This is a genomic window from Thermus kawarayensis JCM 12314 (assembly GCF_055393575.1).
The window spans coordinates 1,708,751-1,722,452 of record NZ_AP043756.1 but is presented as its reverse complement, the minus strand read 5'-3'; the positions used below and the strand labels follow the sequence as shown (position 1 = coordinate 1,722,452).

Below are 13,702 nucleotides of genomic sequence, written 5' to 3'. Positions count from 1 at the left end.
TCACTCCCCCGGCAGGAGGAAGCCGTAGCGCCGGAAGACGGCCCGGGCCTCCGGGCTTCCTATGAAGGCGTAGAAGGCCATGACCTCGGGACGCCCGCGCCCTTTGAGGACCACGTAGTCCTGCTCCAGGGGGAGGTGGCTTCCCAGGGGGGCGAGCCAGTACTCCCCGGGCCCCGAGAGGCTCGGGTGGACGGCCAGGGAGAGGGCCAAAACCCCTACCCGCGTGGCGGTGAGGGCGAGCTGGGCCGTTTGGGCGATGTTCTCCCCGTAAACGAAGGCGAAGTCCCTCTTGCCCCGGCTTAAGGGGCCAGCGTCCCAGTAGGCCTCCACTCCCCCGGTGAGCCTTTCCCAGGGGATCTCCTCCCAGGAAAGCCGGGAGAAGGGCTTGGCGAGCCCTGGGAGGAGGATGGGGCGGCGCTTGAGGAGCCCCAGGTGCTCCAGGAGGGTGACGGCGGCCCGGCCGTAGGGGGCGTGGACCGGGTTGGCCAGGGCCACCCGGGTCACCCTGGGGTCCAGGAGGGCCTGGGGGCCGGGCTTTAGGCCGAGGCTTTTGTCCACCCAGAGGACCATGCGCCCCAGGGCGTAGGGCCTGCGGGTCCCGGGCTCGGCCAGGCCCCTTTGTTCCAGGAGTTCCGGGTAGGTCTTCTCGGCGGAGAAAAAGAGGTCAGCCTCGAGGCCCTGGGTGAGCTGGGTGTAGAACTTGCCCGAGGAGCCGAAGAGGAGCTCCACCTTTACCCCCGGGTTTTTCGCCGTAAAGGCCTGCGCTACCTCCTGGAGGGCGTACTGCAGGTCTGAGGCCGCCACCACCCGTACCGTCTGTGCCAGACCCGAACCCAAGAGGAAGAGGACCAAAAGGCTTGCCCTTCTCATGCCACCTCCTTTGCGACCGCGGCAGGCGGCGGGGTCGCCCCCGCCACCCCGGGGCCCGAAGGCCCGGCCCAGAAGGCCCCTAGGGTCTTCCGGGCTCGGAGGCGAGGGCATTTTACCCCACCCTGTCCCGGCCTCGCCCCTTGCATAAGTTTGCAGCCCTGGGCTATCCTATAAGCCTCATGGCGGGAGACGCCCTGACCCGGCCCAAGGACCTACTGGACTTTTCCGGCTTTGGCCCCGAGGACTTGGCCCGCCTCCTGGCTCTGGCCGCTGGGCTGAAGGAGGAGGGCTACCGGGGGGAGGACCTCAAGGGGAAGGTCCTCGCCCTCCTCTTTGAGAAGCCCTCCCTGCGCACCAGGACGACCCTGGAGGTGGCCATGCTCCACCTGGGGGGGCACGCGGTCTACCTGGACCAGAAGCAGGTGGGGATAGGGGAGAGGGAGCCCGTGAGGGACATCGCCAAGAACCTGGAGCGCTTCGTGGAGGGGATCGCCGCCCGGGTCTTTCGGCACGAGACCGTGGAGGCCTTGGCCCGCCACGCCCGCGTGCCGGTGGTGAACGCCCTCTCCGACCGGGCCCACCCCCTGCAGGCCCTGGCCGACCTCCTCACCCTGAGGGAGGCCTTTGGCGGGCTTGCGGGCCTCGAGGTGGCCTGGGTGGGAGACGGGAACAACGTCCTAAACTCCCTCCTGGAGGTGGCCCCCCTGGTGGGCCTCAGGGTGCGGGTGGCCACCCCCAAGGGCTACGAGCCCGACCCGGGGCTTCTTGCCCGGGCCCGCGCCCACCTCACCCACGACCCCAGGGAGGCCGCCCTGGGCGCCCACGCCCTCTACACCGACGTCTGGACCAGCATGGGCCAGGAGGCGGAGAGGGAGAAGCGCCTTCGGGACTTCCAGGGTTTCCAGGTGAACGGGGAACTGCTCAAGCTCCTCCACCCGGAGGGCGTCTTCCTCCACTGCCTCCCCGCCCACTACGGGGAGGAGACCACGGAGGAGGCGGTCCACGGGCCGCGGAGCCGGGTCTTTGACCAGGCGGAAAACCGTCTCCATACCGCCAAGGCCGTGCTCCTTGCCCTGCTAAAGTAGGGGTATGGTCCGGCCCTACCGCTTCCGCCTGGAGGAGTTCCTGAAGCTCCCCCTGCCGGAGAGGGGGGTGGAGCTCCTCGAGGGGGAGGTCTACCAGATGGCGCCCATAGGTCCTGGGCACGCCTACGCCGTAAACCGCTGGAACCGGATTTTTTCTAGTCTTCCCGAAGTCTTCGTCCAGGTGCAGGGACCCCTGGCCCTACCCCCGGACACCTACCTGGAACCGGACCTCGCCCTGCTTCGGCCGGGGGACTACCGCGAGCGCCTGCCCCGCCCGGAAGACGTTTTCCTTGTGGTGGAGGTGGCGGACGCGTCCTTGGACTACGACCTCACCAAAAAGGTCCCCCTCTACGCCAAGGCCGGGGTGCCGGAGGTCTGGGTGCAGGACCTCCTGGGAGGAAGGCTCCTCCTCTTCCGCACCCCGGAGGAAGACCACTACCGGGAGCAGATCTGGGTAAAACCCGGGGAGAAGGTGGTGCCCCTGGCCTTCCCCGAGGCCAGCCTGGAGGCCCCGTGGTGAGGGTAGGGATCCTCGGGGCCTCGGGGTACGGGGGGGCGGAGCTCCTAAGGCTCCTCAAGGCCCACCCCGGGGTGGAGCTGGTGGGGTTTTCCAGCCGCAAGTACGAGGGCGAACCCCTTTCCTCCGCCTGGCCTCAGCTTTGGGACGGGCGCCCCTTCGCCGCCCAGGAGGAGGTCCTGGAGCGGGCAGAGGTGGTCTTCCTGGCCCTTCCCAACGGCCTCGCCATGGAGATCGTCCCCGGGGCCTTGAGGGCGGGGAAGCGGGTGGTGGACCTCTCCGGGGACTTTCGCCTGCCTCCTGGGGTCTACGAGGCCTGGTACCGCATCCCCCACAAGAGCCCTGACCTCTACCGGGAAGCGGTCTACGGCCTCCCCGAGCTCCACCGGGAGGAGCTTGGGGGGGCGAGGCTCGTGGCCAACCCCGGGTGTTACGTCACCGCCGCCACCCTGGCCCTGGCTCCTTTGGCGGCGGAGGGGGTCCTCAGGGGGGGCTTCCTCGTGGGTCTAAGCGGCGTCTCGGGGGCGGGGCGGGAGGCCGAGGGCACCGCCTTCGCCGAGGTGAACGAGAACCTCAAGCCCTACAGGGCGGGGGGCGCCCACCGGCACATCCCCGAGATGGAGCAGAACCTGGGGAGGGCCTTGGCCCAGGGTAGGCCGGTCCGCACCCACGGGGCCCGGGAGGAGGTCCGCCTCTCCTTCACCCCCCACCTGGTGCCCATGACCCGGGGCATTCTCCTCACCGCGGAGGCGGAGGTGCAAGGAGCGTGGAGCCAGGAGTCCCTGGACGAGCTGTACCGGGACTTTTACGCGGGAGAGGCTTTCGTGAGGGTCTTGGAAGGCCTTCCCCAGACCAAGGGCACCCTGGGGAGCAACCGGGTGGACCTCAGGCCCCTCTACGAGGAGAGAACGGGTAAGGTCCTGGTCTTCGCTGCCTTGGACAACCTGGTCAAGGGCATGGCCGGGCAGGCGGTGCAGAACTTCAACCTCATGATGGGCTTTCCCGAGGAGACGGCGCTGCCCAAGGAGGGGATATGGCCGTGAGGCTTCCCCTAGGTTTCCGCGCCGGGGCCACCCGGGCAGGGATCAAGCCCTCGGGCAAGCCCGACCTCGCCCTTTTGGTCTCGGGCCTCCCCGCTTCCTGGGCCTACGCCGCCACGCAGAACCGGGCGGCCGCGCCCTCCATCCACCGGGGAAGGGCGCTTTACGCTTCCGGCAAGCCCCTGAAGGCGGTGGTGGTGAACGCCGGGAACGCCAACTGCGCCACCGGGGAAAGGGGCTTCCGGGACGACCGGCGCATGGCCGAGGCAGCGGCCCTCCGCCTGGGCCTTGCTCCGGAGGAGGTCCTCACCGCCTCCACCGGGGTCATCGGGGTGCCCCTTCCCGTGGAGCGGATAGAGGCGGGCCTGCCCCAAGTGGAGCTCACCCCCTTCGCCGAGGCCTTCGCCGAGGCCATCCTCACCACGGACCTGGTGGCCAAGGTGGCCGAGGCCGAGGTGGGGGGAGCGAGGATCGTGGGCGTGGCCAAGGGAAGCGGCATGATCCACCCCAACATGGCCACCATGCTGGCCTTCCTGGTGACGGACGCCAAGGTGCCCCAGGAGGCCCTAAGGGAGGCCTGGCGAGGGGTGGTGGACCGGACCTTCAACCAGGTCACTGTGGACGGGGACACCTCCACCAACGACCTAGCCCTCCTCATGGCCAACGGGGCCTATGGGGAGGTGCCCTTAGGGGCCTTCTGGGAAGGAGTGGAGGCCGTGGCCCGGGAGCTTGCCCGCAAGATCGCCCGCGATGGGGAGGGGGCCACCAAGCTCATGACCGTACGGGTGGTGGGGGCGGCCACGGCGGAGGAGGCGAGGCGGGCGGCCCGGGCCATTGCGGGAAGCGCCCTCTGGAAAAGCGCCCTCTACGGCAACGACCCTAACTGGGGGAGGGTCCTGGCCGCCTTGGGCAACTCGGGGGCCCGGTTTGACCCCCTCCGGGTACGGATCCTTCTCCAGGGGATTCCCCTTTACGAGGGCGGGGCCCTTCCCTTTGACCGGGAGGGGGCGAGCCGGGCCATGCGGGCCGAGGAGGTGGAGGTTCTGGTGGACCTCCAGGAAGGCCAGGGGGAGGGCGTGGCCTGGGGGTGCGACCTGACCGAGGGGTACGTGCGGATTAACGCCCTTTACACCACCTAGCGGGCGAGGGCGTGGCGGGAAGTTTATCCCGCTTCCCTTGAGGAGGAAAAGGGTGTATCCTGGGTGGTGAAAGGGGGTAGAAATGATGAAACGGTTGTGGGTAGTATTCCTCTTGGCCGCCGTTTTTTCCTCTGTTGCCTTGGCGCAGTCCCCGGGTTACGGGGTGTATTCGGGTTGGCCCACTTATTTGGGCCTGCAGTTCCAGACGGGCAATCTCCGCCTTGGTGCGGGGTTGGGGTCCTTTGGACTGGCAGGGGATGCCGGGCTTATCTTGGCTAAGAGTGCCGTTCCTGCGGAGCAAGGGGTTTCTTTGGACTGGTACTACGGGGTTGGTGTCGGGGTAGGGGTGTGGGTCTTCTATGGCTCCGGGGGCTTTACCCTGTTTCCCCATGGGCTTGCGGGGGTGGAGTACCGCTTCCCGGGAATGCCCTTTAGCGCCTATGGGGAGCTGAATTTGGGTGTCACCGTGGGGCTGGGTACTCTGTCGTTATTAGGATTCTATCCAGACTTTGCTGGTCGGGTGGGGGTGATCTTCCGTTAGGTGAGCGTGCGCTAACATGGAGGGGATGCGCTGGCTTCCCCTCCTTGTCTTTTTGCTTGCCGCCTGTGCCCGGCCCGACACGGCTCCCCCAGAGCTTGGCCTGGTGGAGCCCAGCGGGGGGGGCCTGGCCCCCGGGCGGGACCTCCTGGTGGAGGGCTACGCCTTTGACCCCTCGGGGGTGGCGAGCGTGCGGGCGGGAGGCCAGGAGGTTCTGCCGGAAGGGGAGAGGGGCAAGAAGCTGGTCCGCTTTCGCTTCCGCCTGCGGGCTCCCGCCTCGGGGCAGGTGGAGGTGCGCTTGGAGGCGGAGGATACCCGGGGCAACCGGGTGGAAAAGCGGTTTCCCTTGGTCCTAGACGCCTCCCCCCCGCGGATCGTGGTAGAGCGGGTGGAGGGGCAGGGGAACCAGGTCTGGGTCTACGGTTGGGTGGAGGACAACGTGGGGGTGGACCGGGTGACCCTCCAGGTGGGAGGGCGGTTTACCCCCCTATCCCTGCCCAAGGGGCCGAGGGTTTCCTTCTCGGTGGAGGCGCCTCGAGGGGCCGTCTTGGTGGCGGTGGACGCCGCCGGGAACCGCTCCTCCCGCCGCCTTCCCTGATCCCCGTGGTACACTGCCCTCGGTATGCCGGATGCCGGCGAGACCCTGGCCCATCTGGCCCGGGCTTTGAGAGAGACGCCCGCCCACCGGGAGGCCTCTTCCAAGCTCCGGGAGATCGTCAAGCTCCTGCACCGCCTGCCGCCTTCCCGGGAGCGGGACGGGCTATTGGCGGTGGCCTACCTGCGCCTTTACCAGGCCTTAGGGAAAGAGGAGGACTACCTGAGGGGGTATAGCTACGCCCGCACCGCCCGGGTGGAGGCGGTGCGGCTCATGGCCGAGCGGATGGCCGGGACCCCGGGGGGAGAGTGATACCACCCCATGCTGGCTTGGGCCAGCATGGGGGCCCCTAGGCGGGCTTCCCCGAGCCGGTAGGGCGAAGGAAACAGGGAGAAAGGGTATGAAGGAGCTATTGGGGCTTTTGGCGGTCTGGTCCATCGTGCTCTCGGGTTTGGCCTTGCTCGGGGGCGTGGCCCTTATCCGGAGAGGGAACCGGGTGGGGCACCACCGGGCCATGCTCACCGCTACGGGTCTGGCCGCCCTCTTTTTGGTCTTCTACCTGGCCAAGTGGGGGCTCTACGGCACCACGGCCTACGGGGGCCCCGAGGCCTGGCGGGGGGTGTACTACTTCGTGCTCTTCAGCCACACCCTCCTCGCCGCCCTCAACGGGCCCCTGGCCCTTTACGTGATCTGGCGGGCCCTTCGCGGGGAGTTCGTCCTCCACAAGCGCTGGGCCAGGGTCCTGGTGCCCATCTGGCTCTACGTGGCCCTCACGGGCTGGGTCATCTACCTGGTTTTGAAGCGCTACGGGGCGGAAACCGGAGGCCTCACCTTCTAGCCCAGGGCTCCACCACGATCTGGCCCCCCTCCACCCGGGCCCGCTCAGGGCCCCTGGCCTTTTCCCCTTCCGGGGCCTGGGCCAGGTGGGGGCCGATGCGCACCTGTTTGGCCGCAAGCTCCAGGGCGAAGATAAAGCGCCCCTCGTCCCCCAAGGCCCCGGCGTGGGCCAGGCCCCTTAGCTTCCCCACCACGATCACGTCCCCCCCCGCCACTACCTCCGCTCCCGGGTTCACGTCCCCCAGGACCACCACGGTGCCCGGGTGCTCTACCCGCTCCCCGGAGCGCAAGGTCTTGGCCACCACCAGGGTGCCCACGGGGAGGCGCCCTCGAGGGGGGGACAGGGTGAGGGGCCGCCCCAGGGCCAGGAGGGCCTCCAGGACCTCCTGGCCCACGGGGCCCGCCACCTCCACCTCCAGGGGCAGCCCCGCGGGCAGGTCCAAGGACCGGATGGCCTCGGGGGTCTCGCCGCCGTCCAGGCGGAGGGCCAAGGCCTTGGGGGTGGCGCGGAGCCGCATGGGGCTATTCTACCGGCCCACCCCCCAGTAGGCGGCCATGACCTTCTTCACCGCGGGAAGGGCCACCCGGCTTCCCTCCCCGCCGTTTTCAAAGAAGGCCACCACCACCAGGGGCGGATAGGGGGCCTTGGGATCGGTGGGGCCGTAGCCCATGTACCAGGCGTGCTCCAGCCCCACCCGTTTGCCCGGGGTTTCGGCGGTGCCGGTCTTTCCCCCGGTGGGTACGGGAAAGCTCCCCAGGACGTGCCGGGCCGTGCCCTCGGCCACGGTTTTGCGCAGGCCTTCTTGCAGGACCTGCCAGTAGCGCCCGGGTACCCTCTGCCCTTCCGGGCGCACCTCGGCCTTGCCCAGGCGCTTCACCAGGTGGAGCCGGGGCCTGAACCCGCCGTTGGCCAGGGTGGCGAGCATCCGGGCGATCTGGGCGGGGCTGGCCAGGACGGGACCTTGCCCGATGGCCACGGAGAGGGTCTCCCCGGGATACCAGGGCTCCCCGTAGGCCTCTCGCTTCCAGGCGCGGGTGGGGAGGAGGCCGGTCTTCTCGGCCACCTCCAGGCCCGTGGCCTCGCCCAGACCCAGGAGGCGCGCCCTCTGCGCCAGCCGGTCCACCAGGCCCAGGGGGTCCTGGGCCACCGCCTGGTAGTACCAGGTGTTGCAGCTCCAGGCGATGGCCTCCTTGACGGTCATGGGGCCCATGTCCCGGCCGGCCCAGTTGCGCCGCACCTGGCCGCCGAAGACGATGTAGGGGGTGCAGCGGAAGGTGGTGTTGGGGGTCACGTAGCCCTCCTCCAGGAGGGCGTAGCTGGTGGCCAGCTTGAAGGTGGAGCCGGGGGTGTAGGGCTGGACCGCCCGGTTGAGGAGGGGAAGGTCGGGGTCTTGGAGAAGGGCCCCCGCTTCCTTGGGCACCGGGCGCCTGGCGAAGAGGTTCGGGTCAAAGGAGGGGGAGGAGGCCATGGCCAGCACCTCCCCGGTCCTCGGGTCCAGGGCCACGATGGCCCCCTTGACCCTTCGGGCCGGGGGAAGCCCTTGGAGGCGCCTCCCGGCGTTGATGTCGGCCAGGGCTTCCTCTAGGGCCCGTTCCGCTACCCGTTGCAGGTCCAGGTCCAGGGTGAGGATCACGTCCTGGCCGGGCACCGGTTCCTCCAGCACGGTTTCCCGCAGGCGCTCCCCTTTGACGTTCACCTCCACGGCCTTCACGCCCCGTTTCCCCCTCAGGTAGGGTTCCAGGGCGGCCTCGAGGCCTGCCTGGCCCACTTGTTCGTCGGGGCTGTAGCCCTGTTTCACCTGCTCCGCGTTGGCCAGGAGGACGTAGCCCAGAACCGGTCCGGAGATGGGGTTGGGGTAGTAGCGCTCCACCCGCTCCACCAACTTCAGGTTTTTTTGGCCGGCGGTGAGCTCGGCCAGGGTGGGGAGGAGGTGCTCCGGGACCCCCGCCTTCAGCACCACGGGGCCTTGGGCCTTGGGGAGTTCCTTCAGGCCGAGGAGGGGCAGAAGCCTCTCCTTAAAGAGGACCTCTCCTCCCTCGTAGACCAGGTCCACCACCAGGCGGTCCTGGGCGATGACCCGGCCCTTGCGGTCCAGGATCCGCCCCCTGGGAGCGGGAAGGCCCTCGGTCTTCAGGTAGTTGCCCCGGCTCCTCAGGGCGTACTTCTCGTGCTCCAGGACCTGGAGCTGCCAAGCCCGCAGGCCAAGCAGGCCGAAGGCCACGAGGAAGAACACCATGAGGGCGTAAAGGCGGCCGGTCATGGGGATTTACCCAGGCGCAGGGCGAGGAGGTAAAAGGGGAGGGTGAAGAGCCCTTCCAAAAGCAGGTCCCCCAGGACGAGGGGCGGCAGGTCCAGGCGGAGCCAGTAGGCCACCAGAAAGTAGCCGAGCCACTTGGCCAGAAAGGCCCAGAGGAAGGCGAAGAGGAGGGGGAGGTAGCCTTCCAGGGCCAGGCGGCGGCCTGCGGCGTAAAAGGCATAGGTGGCCACCACCAGGCCCACCGCGTGAAGCCCTAGAAGCCCGTAGCCCAGAAGGTCTTGGAAAAGGCCCAGGGCGAAGGCCCCGGGCAGGCCCAGATAGAAAGGCCTTCGGGCGGCGTACCCCAGGGCGAGCACCAGGAAGAGGTCGGGGGCCATGGCCCCTTGGGGCCAGAGGGCGGAGAGAAGCCCCGAGAGGAAGAGGATGAGGAGGGCCAGGAGGGGGATCATAGGGGCCTCAGGACCATGACTTCCTCAAGAAGGGAAAGGTCCACCAGGGGGCGGACCCAGGCCCGAAGCTTGAGCCCCCCCGAGGCCCGTTCCACCCGCTCCACCCTGCCCACGGGGATGCCGTCGGGGAAAAGCCCCAGAGGGGCCCCGGTGAGGAGGAGGTCCCCCGGGGCCAGCTTTACGCTTGGGGGGAACTCGGCCAGGAGGTGGCCGGGAGGGGCTCCCCGGGCGATGCCCCTCCCCGGGGTCTTCTCGGGGCGCACCCCCACCTGGCTTTCCGGGTCCAAGAGGGTGCGCACCAAGGCCCGGCGCTCCTCCACCTCCACCACCAGGCCCACCAGCCCTTCGGGGGCGGTGACGGGCATGCCCACCCGGAGGCCATCCCGTTCCCCCAGGCCCAGGACCAGGCGGCGGTAGAGGCCCGAAAGGTCCTCCCCCACCACGGGGGCCACGGCCCAAAGCCCGGGGGCCTGGCTTTGACGGACCTGGAGGGCCCGCTCCAGCTGGGCCACCTTGAGGGCGAGGCGCTTGTTCTCCGCCTCCAGGAGGGCCACCCTGGCCCTTAAGGCCCGGTTTTCCCCGTAGAGGTCCTGGCGGTTGGCCAGGGCGCTCCAGGCGGCCCTCAGGTTCTGCCCCAGACGGTGGCCCCAGGCGGGCAGGGGGGCGGTGAGGGGAGAGAGGGCGAGGGTGAGCCGGGGGGCCAGGGGCCGGGTGAGGGCGGCCAGGGCGAGGCCCAGGAGGAGGAGAAGGAGGAAGAGGCCACGGCGGAGGGCGGTCTCCCTCATGGCCGGAACCCCCGTTCCCAAAGGAGGGCGAAGACGCGGGCCACGGGGAGGCCCACCACCGTGTAAAAGTCCCCCTCCACCCGCTCCAGAAGGGCCATGCCCAGCCCTTGGGCCCCGTACCCCCCGGCCTTGTCTAGGCCTTCCCCGCTTCGCACGTACCAGGCGATCTCCTCTTCCGAAAGGGGCCGGAAGCGCACCCGGGTGGTGTGCACCTCCTCCACCACGTCCTTGGGGGTGCGCAGGTAGATGGCGGTGTGGACCCGGTGCTCCCTACCGGAAAGCCGTCTCAGGAACTCCCGGTTTTCCTCGGCGTCCTTGGGCTTGCCCAGGGGCTTTTCCTCCAGGTCCACCACCGTGTCGGCGGCCAGGACCCAGGTTCCCGCCACCCCTTCCCCCTTCCTCCGGGCCAGGGCCTGGGCCAGGGCCATGGGGGGGAGGAAGAGGTCTTCCTCCTCCACCCCCGGCACCACCACCCGCACCCGGTAGCCCAGGGCCTCCAGCAGGGCCTTCCGCCGGGGGCTACCCGAGGCCAGGACCAGGACGGGGGCCTCCTCCTTGGCCGCCCGAGACGGTGTCAGAGGGGCTTTCCTTCCTCCCATAACCGCAACACCTCCTGGCGGTACCGCTCCGCCAAGGGGGGGCTTTCCAGGACGAGGAGGTTTTCGTTGTTGACCTGCCAGGCCCGCTGGGTGAAGTTGTAGCTTCCCGTGACCACCCTGGTCCCGTCCAGAACCATGACTTTGTGGTGCATGCTGTAGGGGTTGGCGTCCTGGCGCACCGGAATGCCCGCCCGAAGGAGGTCTTCCTCCCGGCTGTCCCCCAGGTTGCGGCCTTCCAGAAGGACCCGCACGGAGAGGCCCCGGCGGTGGGCCTTCTTCAGGGCCTCCACCAGTTCCCGGTCGGTGAGGACGAAGGCGGCCACCAGGACCTCCTTCTCGGCCCGGGCCAAGGCCTCTAGGAGGGCTTCCCGCGCCCTTTCCCCTCCCTTGGGGCTGAAGTAGGCCACCCCCGAGAGGGGGGGGTCCTCCAGGCGGAAGGCCACGGGAAGGCCTAGGCCTTCCTTCTTCCCCCCGAAGAGGGCCTGGAACTCCCGGGCGTAGCCCTGGGCCAGGGTGGGGGAGGGGAGGAGGAGGCTGTTTTCGTTGTTGCGGGCGAAGGCGTTCCAGGTCATGTTGGTGCTTCCCGTCCACAGGAACTTCCCGTCCGCCACCAGGAACTTGTGGTGCATGAAGCCTTCCCGCTCGTCGTAGCAGACGGGAATGCCCGCGATCTCCTCGCAGTCTAGGGAGAGGGGGCGTACCCCTTCCCTGAGGGCCGCCTGGGGCACCCGGGGAGGTTCTTGGGTCTGGCCCAGGCGGGCCGCCACCAGGTAGCGGCGGAAGTCCTGGCGGTGGTCGCTTTCCCCGTAGAGCCTCACCTTCACCCCCCGTCCCTTTGCCCGGAGGAGGCCCTGGGCGATCCCTAGGTCGCGGAACTCGTAGAAGGCCCCCTCCAGGCTTTCCTGGGCCCCGTCCATGAGGGCTAGGAGGCGGGCCTTGGCCCTTTCCCCGTCCTCCGGCATGAAGTAGACCCCGGCCCCGCCCGTTTCCAGAGGGGCTTTTTGCGGGCTTGGGCCCGGGCGAAGCTCTTGGAAGAGCCAAAGGAGAAGGAGGACCAGGAGGAGGAGGTAGCCGGGAAGCCCGGCGATCTCCTTCCTGGCCTTCGCCCGAGGGCGGGGCCTTTTAGTACCCAAGGGAGCCCTCCCTGCCCCTTACCAGGGCCACCCCGCTAGAGGTGCCAAGCCTCTCTGCCCCGGCCTCCAGCATCCTGAGGGCGGTTTCCCGGTCCCGGATGCCCCCCGCCGCCTTGACCCGGGCCCTGCCCCGGGCCACCTGGACGAGGAGGGCCACGTCCTCGAGGCTCGCCCCCCTGGGCCCGAAGCCCGTGGAGGTCTTGAGGAAGTCCGCCCCTCCCCGTATGGCCGCCTCCGCCAAGGGGGCAAGCTCTTCCGGGGAGAAGTAACCCGTTTCCAGGATCACCTTGAGGACCGCCTTGGGGATGGCCTTGCGCACGGCCCGAACCTCTTCTTCCAGATAGGCCAGGTTCCCCGCCTTGGCCTGGCCCAGGTGGACCACCATGTCCACCTCGTCCGCCCCCTGGGCGTGGGCCCAGGCGGCCTCGAGGGCCTTCACCTCCTTCTCCCCGTACCCCAAGGGGAACCCCACCACCGTCACCAGGCGGAAGGGCGCATGGGGAAAGGCCCGGCGCACCAGGGCCACGAAGGAAGGGGGGATGCAAAGGCCATAGAAGCCGTACTCCAAGGCCTCCTCCGCCGCCTTGAGCACCTCTTCCGGGGTGGCGGTGGGCTTCAGGAGGGTATGGTCTATGTGGGCAGCGAGATCCATCCCCGCCATCATACGCAGGGGACATGATAGGATGGGTAGAGGCCCCCATCTGGGGCTTTTTTTGAGGTCAAGATGCTGGCTGTGGGAATCGTCGGCCTACCTAACGTGGGCAAGTCCACCCTGTTCAACGCCCTTACCCGGGCGGGGGCCCTCGCCGCCAACTACCCCTTCGCCACCATTGACAAGAACGTGGGGGTGGTGCCCCTGGAGGACGAGAGGCTCTATGCCCTGCAGAGGACCTTCGCCAAGGGGGATAGGGTGCCCCCGGTGGTGCCCACCCACGTGGAGTTCGTGGATATCGCCGGGCTCGTTAAAGGGGCCCACAAGGGGGAAGGGCTTGGCAACCAGTTTTTGGCCCACATCCGCGAGGTGGCGGCCATCGCCCACGTCCTCCGGTGCTTCCCCGACCCCGATGTGGTCCACGTCATGGGGCGGGTGGACCCCCTGGAGGACGCCGAGGTGGTGGAAACGGAGCTCCTCCTTGCCGACCTCGCCACCTTGGAGAGGCGGCTTGAGCGCCTCCGGAAAGAGGCCAAGGCCGACCGGGAGAAGCTTCCCCTCCTGCAGGTGGCGGAGGCCCTCCAGGCCCACCTCCAAGGGGGTAGGCCCGCCCGCACCTTCCCCCCTTCCGAGGAGCTGCGCCGCTTTCTCAAGGAGACCCCCCTTCTCACCGCCAAGCCGGTGATCTACGTGGCCAACGTGGCCGAGGAGGACCTGCCCGAGGGGAAGGGGAATCCCCACGTGGCGGCGTTGCGGCGGAAGGCGGCCGAGGAGGGGGCCCAGGTGGTGGTGGTCTCGGCCAGGCTGGAGGCGGAGCTCGCCGAGCTTCCCGAGGAGGAGGCGAGGGAGCTCCTTTCCGCCTATGGGCTTAAGGAAAGCGGCCTAAAGCGCCTCGCCCGGGCGGGCTACCGGGCCTTGGACCTCATCGCCTTCTTCACCGCTGGGGAGAAGGAGGTGCGGGCCTGGACCGTGCGGCGGGGCACCAAGGCCCCCCAGGCCGCCGGGGAGATCCACTCCGACATGGAGCGGGGCTTCATCCGGGCCGAGGTCCTCCCCTGGGACCGCCTGGTGGAGGCCGGGGGGTGGGCGAGGGCCAAGGAGAGGGGATGGGTGCGCCTCGAGGGCAAGGACTACGAGGTGCAGGACGGGGATGTCCTCTACATCCTCTTCCACGTTTGACGCCTCTCCCCTTTTGCTCTACAATC

The 13,702-nt window shown here is 69.0% G+C and carries 16 protein-coding genes and 1 riboswitch; of the genes, 8 read left to right on the top strand and 8 right to left on the bottom strand.

The features are described from left to right. Positions 1–870, bottom strand: coding sequence for a molybdate ABC transporter substrate-binding protein (modA, locus tag ACZ5RK_RS09515; RefSeq protein ID WP_464908969.1), 870 nt, complete (start codon positions 868–870; stop codon positions 1–3). Further along, positions 863–983, bottom strand: a riboswitch (molybdenum cofactor riboswitch). Its footprint overlaps the gene before it by 8 nt. Positions 984–1,049: 66 nt before the next feature. Here modA and argF point away from each other — a divergent pair. The 7 genes from argF (at position 1,050) to ACZ5RK_RS09480 (ending at position 6,622) form a co-directional block, all read left to right on the top strand. After that, positions 1,050–1,955 carry an ornithine carbamoyltransferase gene (gene argF, locus ACZ5RK_RS09510; protein WP_464908968.1) on the top strand — a complete coding sequence of 302 codons (906 nt, stop codon included), beginning with the start codon at positions 1,050–1,052 and terminating at the stop codon, positions 1,953–1,955. 4 nt (positions 1,956–1,959) lie between these two features. Next, the gene (locus ACZ5RK_RS09505; protein ID WP_464908967.1) at positions 1,960–2,475 is read left to right on the top strand and encodes a Uma2 family endonuclease; all 516 of its coding nucleotides are present in this window, start codon (positions 1,960–1,962) and stop codon (positions 2,473–2,475) included. Continuing rightward, the gene (argC, locus tag ACZ5RK_RS09500) at positions 2,469–3,515 is read left to right on the top strand and encodes an N-acetyl-gamma-glutamyl-phosphate reductase (protein WP_464908966.1); all 1,047 of its coding nucleotides are present in this window, start codon (positions 2,469–2,471) and stop codon (positions 3,513–3,515) included. Before ACZ5RK_RS09505 ends, argC begins: the two co-directional genes overlap by 7 nt. After that, the gene (gene argJ, locus ACZ5RK_RS09495) at positions 3,506–4,651 is read left to right on the top strand and encodes a bifunctional glutamate N-acetyltransferase/amino-acid acetyltransferase ArgJ (RefSeq protein WP_464908965.1); all 1,146 of its coding nucleotides are present in this window, start codon (positions 3,506–3,508) and stop codon (positions 4,649–4,651) included. The genes argC and argJ overlap by 10 nt, the downstream gene beginning before the upstream one ends. A gap of 566 nt (positions 4,652–5,217) precedes the next feature. After that, on the top strand, positions 5,218–5,787 hold the full coding sequence (locus ACZ5RK_RS09490) for a hypothetical protein (RefSeq protein ID WP_464908964.1): 570 nt from the start codon (positions 5,218–5,220) through the stop codon (positions 5,785–5,787). Positions 5,788–5,811: 24 nt separating this feature from the next. Continuing rightward, the gene (locus ACZ5RK_RS09485; RefSeq protein ID WP_054647727.1) at positions 5,812–6,096 is read left to right on the top strand and encodes a hypothetical protein; all 285 of its coding nucleotides are present in this window, start codon (positions 5,812–5,814) and stop codon (positions 6,094–6,096) included. A gap of 88 nt (positions 6,097–6,184) precedes the next feature. After that, the gene (locus tag ACZ5RK_RS09480; protein ID WP_464908963.1) at positions 6,185–6,622 is read left to right on the top strand and encodes a DUF420 domain-containing protein; all 438 of its coding nucleotides are present in this window, start codon (positions 6,185–6,187) and stop codon (positions 6,620–6,622) included. On the opposite strand, the gene ACZ5RK_RS09475 is transcribed toward ACZ5RK_RS09480, so the two are convergent. The 7 genes from ACZ5RK_RS09475 to deoC are packed head-to-tail and all read right to left on the bottom strand — an operon-like array spanning position 6,612 to position 12,497. Then, complete coding sequence (locus ACZ5RK_RS09475; protein ID WP_464908962.1) at positions 6,612–7,139, bottom strand: septum site-determining protein MinC; 528 nt, start codon at positions 7,137–7,139, stop codon at positions 6,612–6,614. The two genes, ACZ5RK_RS09480 and ACZ5RK_RS09475, sit on opposite strands and share 11 nt — an antisense overlap. Positions 7,140–7,148: 9 nt before the next feature. After that, a complete protein-coding gene (locus tag ACZ5RK_RS09470; protein ID WP_464908961.1) occupies positions 7,149–8,882 on the bottom strand; it encodes a penicillin-binding transpeptidase domain-containing protein in 1,734 nt (577 codons plus the stop codon). Continuing rightward, positions 8,879–9,328, bottom strand: a complete 450-nt coding sequence (gene mreD / locus ACZ5RK_RS09465; protein ID WP_464908960.1) for a rod shape-determining protein MreD — start codon at positions 9,326–9,328, stop codon at positions 8,879–8,881. Before mreD ends, ACZ5RK_RS09470 begins: the two co-directional genes overlap by 4 nt. Further along, positions 9,325–10,113 carry a rod shape-determining protein MreC gene (gene mreC / locus ACZ5RK_RS09460; protein ID WP_464908959.1) on the bottom strand — a complete coding sequence of 263 codons (789 nt, stop codon included), beginning with the start codon at positions 10,111–10,113 and terminating at the stop codon, positions 9,325–9,327. The genes mreD and mreC overlap by 4 nt, the downstream gene beginning before the upstream one ends. After that, positions 10,110–10,712 carry a Maf family protein gene (locus tag ACZ5RK_RS09455; RefSeq protein WP_464908958.1) on the bottom strand — a complete coding sequence of 201 codons (603 nt, stop codon included), beginning with the start codon at positions 10,710–10,712 and terminating at the stop codon, positions 10,110–10,112. Before ACZ5RK_RS09455 ends, mreC begins: the two co-directional genes overlap by 4 nt. Then, entirely contained in the window at positions 10,688–11,845 is a 1,158-nt protein-coding gene (locus tag ACZ5RK_RS09450; protein ID WP_464908957.1) for a phospholipase D-like domain-containing protein, read from the bottom strand. The genes ACZ5RK_RS09455 and ACZ5RK_RS09450 overlap by 25 nt, the downstream gene beginning before the upstream one ends. Then, entirely contained in the window at positions 11,835–12,497 is a 663-nt protein-coding gene (deoC, locus tag ACZ5RK_RS09445; RefSeq protein WP_464908956.1) for a deoxyribose-phosphate aldolase, read from the bottom strand. The genes ACZ5RK_RS09450 and deoC overlap by 11 nt, the downstream gene beginning before the upstream one ends. Before the next feature lie 72 nt (positions 12,498–12,569). On the opposite strand from deoC, the gene ychF reads away from it, so the two are divergent. Beyond that, on the top strand, positions 12,570–13,676 hold the full coding sequence (gene ychF / locus ACZ5RK_RS09440; RefSeq protein ID WP_464908955.1) for a redox-regulated ATPase YchF: 1,107 nt from the start codon (positions 12,570–12,572) through the stop codon (positions 13,674–13,676). Positions 13,677–13,702 lie beyond the last annotated feature (26 nt).